The sequence below is a fragment of the Streptomyces palmae genome (genome assembly GCF_004684805.1).
Taxonomy (GTDB): domain Bacteria; phylum Actinomycetota; class Actinomycetes; order Streptomycetales; family Streptomycetaceae; genus Streptomyces; species Streptomyces palmae.
Window position 1 is genome coordinate 1 of sequence record NZ_SRID01000241.1, and the last position, 10,569, is coordinate 10,569.

Annotated in this window: 9 protein-coding genes; 1 reads left to right on the forward strand and 8 read right to left on the reverse strand. The window is 76.4% G+C overall.

Annotated elements, in window-relative coordinates; all coding sequences use genetic code 11:
* Window positions 1–227 precede the first annotated feature (227 nt).
* Window positions 228–1,262 carry an SCO1860 family LAETG-anchored protein gene (locus E4099_RS22020; protein WP_245245075.1) on the forward strand — a complete coding sequence of 345 codons (1,035 nt, stop codon included), beginning with the start codon at window positions 228–230 and terminating at the stop codon, window positions 1,260–1,262.
* Window positions 1,263–1,544: 282 nt separating this feature from the next.
* Here the strand turns inward: E4099_RS22020 and cobC are convergent, their stop codons facing one another.
* The 8 genes from cobC to E4099_RS22060 form a co-directional block, all read right to left on the reverse strand.
* Window positions 1,545–2,633 (reverse strand): Rv2231c family histidinol phosphate aminotransferase CobC, encoded by a 1,089-nt coding sequence (cobC, locus tag E4099_RS22025; protein ID WP_386388819.1) that lies wholly within the window; start codon window positions 2,631–2,633, stop codon window positions 1,545–1,547.
* A 229-nt stretch (window positions 2,634–2,862) separates the two neighbouring features.
* A complete protein-coding gene (locus tag E4099_RS35065; protein WP_342451936.1) occupies window positions 2,863–3,141 on the reverse strand; it encodes a maleylpyruvate isomerase mycothiol-dependent enzyme family protein in 279 nt (92 codons plus the stop codon).
* A 256-nt stretch (window positions 3,142–3,397) separates the two neighbouring features.
* The gene (locus E4099_RS22035; protein WP_245245076.1) at window positions 3,398–3,817 is read right to left on the reverse strand and encodes a cobalamin biosynthesis protein; all 420 of its coding nucleotides are present in this window, start codon (window positions 3,815–3,817) and stop codon (window positions 3,398–3,400) included.
* Window positions 3,805–5,226: a cobyrinic acid a,c-diamide synthase CobB gene (locus tag E4099_RS22040; protein ID WP_135340841.1), complete on the reverse strand. Its 1,422-nt coding sequence runs from the start codon at window positions 5,224–5,226 to the stop codon at window positions 3,805–3,807. Before E4099_RS22040 ends, E4099_RS22035 begins: the two co-directional genes overlap by 13 nt.
* Window positions 5,220–5,816 carry a cob(I)yrinic acid a,c-diamide adenosyltransferase gene (gene cobO / locus E4099_RS22045; protein WP_135340842.1) on the reverse strand — a complete coding sequence of 199 codons (597 nt, stop codon included), beginning with the start codon at window positions 5,814–5,816 and terminating at the stop codon, window positions 5,220–5,222. Before cobO ends, E4099_RS22040 begins: the two co-directional genes overlap by 7 nt.
* Complete coding sequence (locus E4099_RS22050; RefSeq protein ID WP_135340843.1) at window positions 5,816–7,993, reverse strand: putative cobaltochelatase; 2,178 nt, start codon at window positions 7,991–7,993, stop codon at window positions 5,816–5,818. Before E4099_RS22050 ends, cobO begins: the two co-directional genes overlap by 1 nt.
* Before the next feature lie 121 nt (window positions 7,994–8,114).
* The gene (locus E4099_RS22055) at window positions 8,115–9,665 is read right to left on the reverse strand and encodes a cobyric acid synthase (RefSeq protein ID WP_135340844.1); all 1,551 of its coding nucleotides are present in this window, start codon (window positions 9,663–9,665) and stop codon (window positions 8,115–8,117) included.
* On the reverse strand, window positions 9,662–10,569 hold a 908-nt coding region (locus tag E4099_RS22060; protein ID WP_135340845.1), incomplete at its 5' end, for a CobD/CbiB family cobalamin biosynthesis protein. The genes E4099_RS22055 and E4099_RS22060, both read right to left, overlap by 4 nt.

Sequence of the window (10,569 nt, forward strand, 5' to 3'; positions counted from 1 at the left end):
CCCCCACCGCGCCCTGCGGAGACGCCCGTACCCCCCAAAGACGCGACAGTTCGACGCGGAATCGAATGCGGCGGCGGAATCCACCCGATGGTGTGAACTCACCCCGGGTGGCTGACCGTTCACCGTACGTACCGCAAATATGTCAGGCGTCGAGGCCGTCGGCATCCGCGAAGTCCCCCGTGGTGCGATGCCGGCGGCTCCAAGTCTCTTGTGGGGGTTCCACACACGTGTCCTGTTCCACCAACTCACTCTTCGGCGTGCCGACCCGCCGCCTGGCCACCGCTGCCGCCGCCACCGCGGCCACGGTGCTGATCGGCGCGGCACCCGTACACGCCGCCGGCGGCTCCGAGGCCGCCAGCGGCAGCGGCGCGGCGGGCCGGTCCGACGCGACCGTGCTGCGCACCGGCCTGAACGTGTCGCTGCTCAACAAGACCGTCCAGGTTCCGCTGAACCTGGCCCTGAACGAGGTGAAGGCGCCCGCCTCCGCCAACAAGACCCTGCTCAACGCCACCCTGGACGGGGTTGAAGGGGGCAAGCCCGTCCAGGTGCTGCGTGCGGACGTGGCCACCGCCCGCGCCACCGTGGACCGCAAGCGTGCCGAGGGGTACGCCAACCTGGCCCACGCCAAGGTCCACGTGCCGGGTCTGCCGCTGCTCTCGCTGATCGAGGTGGACGCGGTCACCGCCAAGGCGGTCTGCGAGGTCGGCAAGGCCCCGCGTGCCCAGTCCAGCCCGCTGGCCAGCGCGCTGGTGCTCGGCCAGCGGGTCAAGCTCGGCGCCTCCGGCACCACCAAGGTGGACGTGCCCGGCGTCGGCACCGTCCGCCTGGACCTGGGGCGTACCGCCACCACGTCCCGCTCGGCGGCGGCCACCGTGCTGGAGCTGAACGTCGCCGTGGACCCGCTCAAGCTGGGTGTCGCCAAGGTGCAGGGCAAGGTCACGCTCGCCGAGGCCAGCTGCCACACCCCCGCCGGCTCCACCGCGCCGGGGGATGACACTCCGGGCAAGCCGGGCGACGACAACCCGGGCCACGAGCAGCCGGGTCAGGACAAGCCCGGGGACCCCGGTCAGGACCCCAAGGACCCGGGCAAGGGAAGCGATGTGCACTCCCAGACCGGTTCGGGGGATGACCTCGCCGAGACGGGTGGCAGCTCCAACACCCCGTACGTGGCGGGCGGGGCGGCGGCCCTGGTCGCCCTCGGCGGCGGTTCCCTGGTGTGGGCCCGCAAGCGGCGTGCGGCTGCCGTGCGCGAGCACGGCTGAGCGGCGGCATCGCCGTAACGGCTGACCTCTAGGCGGGCCGGAGCGCGGCCGGGTGAACCAACCCGGCGGCGCCCCGGCCCGTTTCGCCGTGTGGCCTACGGCCCGTTTCGCCGAGCGGTACGTGGCCTGTTCGGACGCGCGGCCACGGCCTGTCCCGGCGTGCGGGGCCAGCCTGTTTCGCTGTGCGGTCCCTGGCTGGTCGCCGTTGCGCGCGAGAGCCCGTTCGTCCCGCGGCGTCCAGGTCCGTTCCGCCGCGTGGTCGTCCGGCGCCACGCCCCGGCGTCAGACCGTGTCGAGTACCTTCTCCAAGGCTGCGATGAAGCGGTCCGTGGTGGCCGGGTCGCGGACCGCCAGGCGCAGCCACTCCGGGCCGAGACCCGGGAAGGTGTCGCCGCGGCGCACCGCGAATCCGTGCCCGCGCAGCCGTTCGCGGACCAGGTCCGCACCCTCCAGCCGGATCAGCAGGAACGGGCCGGCCGCCGGTCCGCACACCCGGATCCGTTCGAACTCGGCCAGCCGGGCCACCAGATGGGCCCGGTCGTCGGCGATGGTCCCGGCGGCCCGTGCGGCCTCGGCCAGCGCCGGCTCCGCGCAGCACGCCTCCGCCGCGGTGAGCGCCGGAGTGGAGACCGGCCACAGCGGCTGGGCACGCTCCAGGGCGGCGATCGTCTCGGGCGCGCCCAGGACGTAGCCGATGCGCAGCCCCGCCAGCCCCCAGGTCTTGGTGAGGCTGCGCAGCACCACCAGACCCGGCAGGTCCGTCCGTCCGGCCAGCGACTCCCGCTCCCCGGGTACCGCGTCCATGAACGCCTCGTCCACCACCAGAGTGCGGCCCGGCCGGGCCAGCGCGGCCAGTTCGGCGGCCGGGTGCAGGACCGAGGTGGGGTTCGTCGGATTGCCGACCACCACCAGATCCGCGTCCTCGGGCACCCGCTCGGCCCGCAGCCGGAAGCCGTCCCGCTCCTCCAGGACCAGCCGCTCCACCCGGTGCCCGGCATCCCGCAGCGCCGCCTCGGGCTCGGTGAACTGCGGGTGCACCACCAACGGTCGGCGGACCGGCAGCGCCCGGGCCAGCAGCACGAACGCCTCCGCCGCGCCCGCCGTCAACAGCACCCGCTCGACCGGCAGGCCGTGCCGGTCGGCGACCGCGAGCCGGGCGGCGCGCCCGTCCGGATAGCCGGCCAGACCGTCCAGCGAGGCGGCGATGCGGGCCTTGAGCCAGGCCGGGGGAGTGCCCTCGCGCACATTGACCGCCAGATCGGTCAGCGCGGCGTCCGCGCCCAGCACCTCCGCGTCGCCGTGGTGGCGCAGGTCGAACCCGTCCGCCGCCGACCGGGTGCCGTGATCCGAGGTGAGTGGCGCGGGCAGGATGGTCACGGAATCTCCTCGGACACGGTGGCTCCCCTCGGGCAGGGCCCGCGGGGGCGGCGCTGGGCGGCGCACGGCACGCTGGCACGAGCACGCCGAACGGGGTTTCCCCCAGACGTTACTGAGGCGCCGTGCGCCCCGCCCACCTGGGGTGACCTCCACAAGCGCCGAGGGACGCGCCGGCGGCTCCCCCCCACCGTCCCCTCCCGAGGCGGTACCTCCCGTACCGGTCTCAGCCGACCGTGAAGCGCCGGTGCGCCGCGCCCCGCAGACGGCCGGCCGGGAGCTTCCGGCCGAAGAGGGCCAGCAGCAGGTCCCGCGCCGCGCCGGTCACCGGCGTCCCGGCGCCGAAGGACCAGTCGAGGCCGTCGGCCCGCAGCTCGACGCCGCGCACATCGGCGCCGAAGTACCGGGCGCTGCGCGGTGTGACGCCGTCCAGCACCACCCGCAGCCGGTCCTCGGGGACCCGGCGGTCCAGGCCCAGCGCGACCGTGATGTCCAGGCCGTGCACCACATCGTGGCCCAGCGCCCGGTCGTAGCCGCTGAACGGCGGTTTCCAGGGGTGGCCGGCGGCTCCGCCAGCGCGCCGGCCAACTCGGCCGGGGACAGTACGGCGGTGTCCCGGTGGGCGAGCCGGTCGGCCATCCGGTGGATGCCGCCGCCCGCCGTGACGAGCTCCTGGTCCGCAGCACCGCACACAACGAGAATCCGCCGCCTCCTGCCCGCGGAGGATCCCCGCGCGTGAGGCCGGGCCGCCGGACGCGGTCTCAGGGCCGCGCCGCGGCCACGGCGCAGGTGGCGGAGGCGAGGGCGCCGGGTGAGGGTGTCGACTTCCGTTTGCGGACCAGGAGTTCGCCGTCCGGGCCGGCGGCCAGCAGCGCCGCGGCCTCGGCGACGCTCGGGGTGCCGGTGGCGGCCCGTACCCGCGCCGAGGGGCTCGGTACCTGGACGGAGGCGAGTCGGGTGGCGGCGAAGGCCAGCAGGGGGACGCCCAGACCGGCCGCCACGGCGGTCAGCCCCGGCTCACCGGCCCTGGCCGCCGTGGTGGCGAGCGCGGCCACCGCGGATGGTGGCTGCCCGGCCTCGGCGAGGGTACGCAGGACCAGCTCCCGCACCTCCGCCTCGGCCACCCCGGGCCGCGCCCCCACGCCCACGGTCAGCGGGCGGCGCGGACTCACCCCGCGCACCGGCCCACGAAACGGGCGGCGACCTGGGGCGCGGCGGCCCAGTGCACATGGAGGTAGGAGGCGTGCACCGGGTCGGGCGCGAAGCCCTCCACGCGGCGCGCCGGGTGGACCAGGCCCCAGGCCGGTTCGGTGCCGGCGCCCGGCTCCAGCACCGTGCGGTGGAACTCATGGCCGCGTACCCGGGTGCCCGCGGTGGCCAGCACGTTGTCGTGCAGGGCGACCGCCTCCCGGTAGCCCAGCGTCAGCCGCTCGGTCATTCGCGCCGCGGCGGGTAGCACCCCGCACATCGGCTTGCCGTCCAGCGAGCGCGCCAGATACAGCAGGCCCGCGCACTCGGCCGTGATCGGCCCACCGGCGGCGGCCAGATCGGCCACCGCCGCGCGCAGCGGCTCGTTCGCGGACAGCTCGGCCGCGTACACCTCGGGGAAGCCGCCGCCGATCACCAGCCCACCGGTGCCCTCCGGCAGCCTCTCGTCGCGCAGCGGATCGAAGCCCACCACCTCGGCGCCGGCCGCGGTCAGCAGCTCGGTGTGCTCCGCGTAGCCGAAGGTGAACGCGGCACCCCCGGCCACCGCCAGAACCGGCCGCCGCCCGGCCGAAGCCGGCACCGTACCCGCGAGTTCCGGCACCGTGTCCGCGAGTTCCGCCACCGGATCCCAGGCGGGGCCGGTCAGCGGTGGGGCGCTGCGGGCCAGTGCCAGCAGCCCCTCCAGGTCGCAGCCCGCGCGCACCCGGGCCGCCAACTCCGCCACCGCGTCCACCGCTTCGGTCCGCCGTTCGGCCACCGGCACCAGCCCCAGGTGCCGGCTGGGGGTGCCCACCGAGGCCGTCCGCCGCAGCGCCCCCAGCACCGGCACCCCGGAGCCCTCCAGGGCCTCCCGCAGCAACTCCTCGTGCCGCTCGGAGCCGACCTTGTTGAGGATCACCCCGGCCAGCCACACCTCCGGGTCCCAGGACGCGAAACCGTGCACCAGGGCGGCGACCGAGCGGGACTGCGAGGAGGCGTCCACCACCAGCACCACCGGGGCCCGCAGCAGCTTCGCCACCTGCGCGGTGGACGCCAGCTCCCCCTGGTTGCTCGCCCCGTCGAACAGACCCATCACGCCCTCGACCAGCGCCAGGTCGCAACCCCTCGCACCGTGCAGGAACAGCGGCTCGATCCGCTCCGGCCCGCACAGGTAGGCGTCCAGGTTCCGGCCGGGGCGGCCGGTGGCCAGCGCGTGGTAGCCCGGATCGATGTAGTCCGGGCCCACCTTGTGCGGGGACACCGCGAGACCGGCCTCGGTGAACGCCGCCATCAGCCCGGTGCTCACCGTGGTCTTGCCGCTGCCGGAGGACGGCGCGGCGATCACCAGCCGGGGGATCCGGTGGCCGGAGGCCGGGCGGGGAGCGCCGGGGACGGTCACCATTCGATGCCCCGCTGGCCCTTCTGCCCGGTGTCCATCGGGTGCTTGACCTTGGACATCTCGGTGACCAGATCGGCGAAGTCCAGCAGCGGCCGCGGCGCGTTCCGCCCGGTGATCACCACATGCTGGGTGCCCGGCCGGTCGCGCAGCACCGAGACCACCTCCTCGGGGTCCACCCAGCCCCAGTGCATCGGGTAGGCGAACTCGTCCAGCACGTACAGCCGGTAGGTCTCGGCCGCCAGATCCCGCTTGACCTGCTCCCAGCCCTCGCGCGCCGCCTCCTCGCTGGAGGCAGGGTCGCGCTGCACCCAGGACCAGCCCTCGCCCATCTTGTGCCAGGCGACGGTGCCGCCCTCGCCGGAGTCGCCCAGCACCCGCAGCGCCCGCTCCTCGCCCACCCGCCACTTGGCGGACTTCACGAACTGGAACACCCCCACCGGCCAGCCCTGGTTCCAGGCCCGCAGGGCCAGCCCGAAGGCGGCGGTCGACTTGCCCTTCCCGACCCCGGTGTGCACCAGCACCAGCGGACGGTTGCGGCGCTGGCGGGTGGTGAGCCCGTCGTCGGGAACGGTGATCGGCTGTCCTTGCGGCATTACGCGGCCCTCCGGGTTCGCTGAACGGTCCGTACCTCGCGTACCAGGGCGGTCACCTGGTCCGCGCGAAGCTCATCAAGGGTGATCGCGGTGCCGCGCAGATCCTGGGCCAGCCGGGCCGCCAGGCCCAGCCGCACCGGCCCGCTCTCGCAGTCCACCACCACCGAGGCGATCTGCTCGGCGGCGAGCAGGCCCGCCGCACGGCGCGCCCGCGCCAGCGGCTCGCCCGCGCCGCTCCCCGCGGCACGCCCGCGGGTGCCCGCGCCCCGGCCGTCGGTCGCCCGGCCGTCGGTCACCACCACCAGCAGCGGGCGCCGCGCGGGATCCCGCATTCGCTCGACGCGCAGCACCTCGTGCGCCTTCAGCAGCCCGGCGGCCAGCGGCGTCCGGCCGCCGGTGGGCAGCCGCTCCAACCGGGCCGCCGCCGCGTCCACCGAGGAGGTGGGCGGCAGCGACAGTTCGGCGCCCGCCCCCCGGAAGGAGACCAGACCGACCTTGTCCCGCCGCTGGTAGGCGTCGAGCAGCAGGGAGAGCACCGCACCCTTGACGGCACCCATCCGCTGCCGGGCCGCCATCGAGCCGGAGGCGTCCACCACGAAGAGCACCAGATTGCCCTCCCGGCCCTCGCGCACCGCCTCCCGCAGATCGCCGCGGCGGATCACCAGCCCCGCGCCGCTCCGCCCGCGCGCCACCTGGTGCGGGGCGGCGGCCCGTACGGTGGCCGGCAGATGCAGCGCCGACACCGGGCCGCTGGGCAGGCGCGCCCCGGTGGTACGGCCCTGCCGGGTACGGGCCCGGGAGCGGCGCCCGGCCGCCCCCTCGCCCAGCCCCGGCACCGACAGCCTCCGGATGCGGAACGGCTCCCCGGCACCCACCGCACGCTGCTCGGGCCCCTCGCCGCCGGACACCGGGGCGCCGGGCGGGGCGTCGGCCTCCGACCCGGCCCCGTCCCGCTCCGCCGGCCGCTCGGCGCCATCCGCCGCGCCAGGCTCGGAGCGCGGCCCCGGAAGGGAGGAGTCCGACTGCTCGGGGGAGGGCCGGCCATCGGCCGGCGGCGTCCGCTCCGGCGCACCGCCGCCCGGGCCGCCGCCCCCGTCGTCCCCGCCGCCACCGTCCGGGTCGTCCGGGTCGTGCGGTCCCTCCGGCTCCGGCTCCGGGTCGTCGTCCGCGAACCGCCGCAGCACCTCGTCCAGCTTCTCCTCGTCCAACCCCGGCGCGTCGAACGGATTGCGCCGCCGCCGGTGCGGCAGCGCCAGCAGCGCCGCCTGCCGCACGTCCTCCCGGGCCACCTCGGTACGCCCGGCCCAGGCGGCCAGAGCGGTGGCGGTGCGGGCGGTGACGATGTCCGCGCGCATCCCGTCCACCTCGAAGGCCGCGCACACGGCGGCGATCTGCCGCAGCGCGCCGTCCCCCAGGCGCACCGCGGGCAGCAGGGCGCGCGCGGCGGCGATACGCGCCCGCAGCGCCTCCTCCTCGGCCGCCCACCGGGCGCGGAAGCCCGCCGGATCCTCGTCGTACGCCAGCCTGCGGCGCACCACCTCGACCCGCTCCTCCGGCTCCCGGGAGGCGGCCACCTCCACCGTCAGGCCGAAGCGGTCCAGCAACTGCGGCCGCAGCTCGCCCTCTTCCGGGTTCATCGTGCCGACCAGCAGGAAGCGGGCCGCGTGCCGGATCGAGACGCCCTCGCGCTCCACGTACGAGGAACCCATGGCGGCGGCGTCCAGCAGCACGTCGACCAGGTGGTCGGCGAGCAGGTTGACCTCGTCCACGTACAGGATCCCGCGGTGCGCCTCGGCCAGCAGCCCGGGCTGGTAGGCCGTCACCCCGTCCGCCAGCGCCCGCTCCATGTCCAGCGCGCCGACCACCCGGTCCTCGGAGGCGCCGACCGGCAGCTCCACCAGGCGGGCGGAGCGGTCCACCCCGCCGCCCGGCTGGTGCGGACCGTCCGGGCAGCCCTCGTCCGGCGCGGCCGGATCGCAGGAGAACCGGCAGCCGGGGACCACCGCGACGGCGGGCAGCAGGGTGGACAGCGCGCGCACCGCGGTGGACTTGGCGGTGCCCTTCTCACCGCGCACCAGGACGCCGCCGATCGCCGGCGACACCGCGTTCAGCAGCAGACCGAGCCGCAGCTCGGCCATCCCGACCACGGCGGTGAACGGATAGGGGGTGGGGCTCATGCGGAAACCTCCTGCGAGGGGCGTCGTGGTCTGCGCGGGGTGTGCTCAGGGGCGGTCGGGGCGCCGGGAAGGGCCGAGCGGCGGTCGGGGACGGGCCGCGGCGCCGGCACCGAGGACGGGCTCACGGCGCCCCCGGCGGCACGAACGGCAGCCCCGCCGGCACCCCGTCCTCGATCAGCCGCAGCAGCGCGCCGGTGTCCGCGTGCTCCTCGATCAGGTCGCCCAGCCGGTCCAACTGCTCCTCGCGGAGCTCGCCGAAGGAGGTGTCCGGGGCCGGGACGAAGGCCCGGCCCGCGTCGGCCGCGACCCGGCGCAGGAAGGCGCGCCGGAAGCCGTCGCTCTCCAGCGAGCCGTGCCAGTGGGTGCCCCAGACCGCGCCCACCCGGCAGCCGTCCAGGAACTCCTCGTCGCCCCCCTGCGACTCGGCGACCCCGTGGTGGATCTCGTACCCGGCCACCGGCTCGCCGAGCGCGGTGCCCACCGGTCGGGCCAGCGTCTTCTCGGTCGCGAACCGCACCGTCACCGGCAGCAGGCCCAGCCCGTCCACCGTGCCGGCCCGGGATTCGACATCGTCCTCGATCCGCCGCGCCAGCATCTGGAAGCCGCCGCAGATCCCCAGCACCGGGCGGCCCTCGGCGGCCCGCCGCGCGATCGCCCGGTCCAGGCCGCGCTGCCGCAGCCACGCCAGCGCGCGCACGGTGCCGCGGGTGCCCGGCAGCACCGCCAGATCGGCGTCGGCCAGCTCCTCCGGCCGGTCCGTGAACCGCACCAGCACGCCTGGCTCGGCGGCCAGCGCGTCCACATCGGTGAAGTTCGACATCAGCGGGACGGCGGCGACCGCCACCCGCAGCACCTCCGCGCCGTGCGGCGGCGCCACCGCGCTCTCCCGCACCGTGCCGCGCAGCGACACCCGCAGCCCGTCCTCCTCGTCGATGCCCAGCCCGTGCGCGTACGGCAGCACGCCCAGGGTGGGGCGACCGGTCAGCTCGCGCAGCATCTCCAGGCCCGGCTCCAGCAGCGACACATCGCCGCGGAACTTGTTCACCAGATAGCCGGCCACATGCCGCTGGTCCTCCCGGGACAGCAGGGCGGTGGTGCCGAAGAAGGAGGCGAAGACCCCGCCCCGGTCGATGTCGCCGACCACCACCACCGGCAGCCCGGCGGCGCGGGCGAGCCCCATGTTGACGATGTCGGAGCGGCGCAGGTTGATCTCCGCCGGACTGCCCGCGCCCTCGCAGATCACCGCGTCATGGGTGCGCCGCAGCTCCGCCAGGCACTCGGTGACGGTGCCGAACAGCTCCTGCTGGCGGCCCCGGTGGTAGCCGCGCGCGCTCAGCTCGCCCACCGCTTTGCCCAGCAGCACGACCTGGCTGGTGCGGTCGCCGCCGGGCTTGAGCAGCACCGGGTTCATCAGCGCGGACGGCTCCACCCGGGCGGCGGCCGCCTGCATCGCCTGGGCGCGCCCGATCTCCGCCCCGTCCCGGGTGACGAAGGAGTTCAGCGACATGTTCTGCGCCTTGAACGGGGCCACCCGCACCCCCTTGCGGCTGAGCCAGCGGCAGATGCCCGCCGTCACCACGCTCTTGCCCGCGTCCGAGGTGGTTCCGGCGACCAGCAGCCCGCCGCCGAGCCCGCCCCCGCTCGTACGGCCCGTATCGCCCGTACTGGTCATGGCCTGTCCTCTCCGGCGGCCAGGGGCCGCACCCTCGCAGATCCGGCGGCCCGCGGCCGCACCGCCGGGCCCTCCCCGGCGGACCGTGCCCCGCGGCGCAGTCCGGTACGCGCGGCACCGGCGGCGCCCAGCAGCACGGCGGCGGCCAGTCGGCGGCGGGCGGTCGGCCCGGCGCCGCGCAGCACCGGCCGGGCGGCCACCGCGGTCGCCAGCGCCAGCACCGCCACCCGCCGCGACAGCCGGGCGGCCCGCGCGATGTCCCCGGTCTCCACCGGGCGGCCCGCGGCGTTCAGCACCGGCCGGTGCTCCACCCGGCCGCCGTAGGCCAGGGTGCCGCCGAGCCGTACGCCCAGCGCGCCGGCGAAGGACGCCTCCACCGGGCCCGCGTTGGGACTGGGGTGCGCGGCCCCGTCGGCCCGCCAGGCGCGCAGCGCACCGCGCGGATCGGGGCCGGCCAGGACGGCCAGCGCCGCGGTGAGCCGGGCGCCCGGCCAGCCGGCCACGTCGTCCAGCCGGGCCGACGCCCAGCCGAACCGCCGGTAGCGCGGCGATCGGTGGCCCACCATGGCGTCCAGCGTGTTGACCGCGCGGAAACCCACCAGGCCGGGGACCCCGCCCAGCGCCCCCCACAGCAGCGCGCCCACCACGGCGTCGGAGGTGTTCTCGGCCACCGACTCCACCACCGCGCGGGCGATCTGCTGCCCGTCCAGCGCCTGCGGATCGCGTCCGCACAGATGCGGCAGCCGCCGCCGGGCCGCGTCCAGTTCACCGGCGGCCAGCGCGTCCTGGATGGTGAGCGCCTCCCGGCACAGCGAGGTGCCGCCGATGACCGACCAGGTGGCGGCGGCGGTCAGGGCGACCTCGGCGGCCCGGGCGAGTGAGCGGGCGGCGGGAGTGGGGGTGC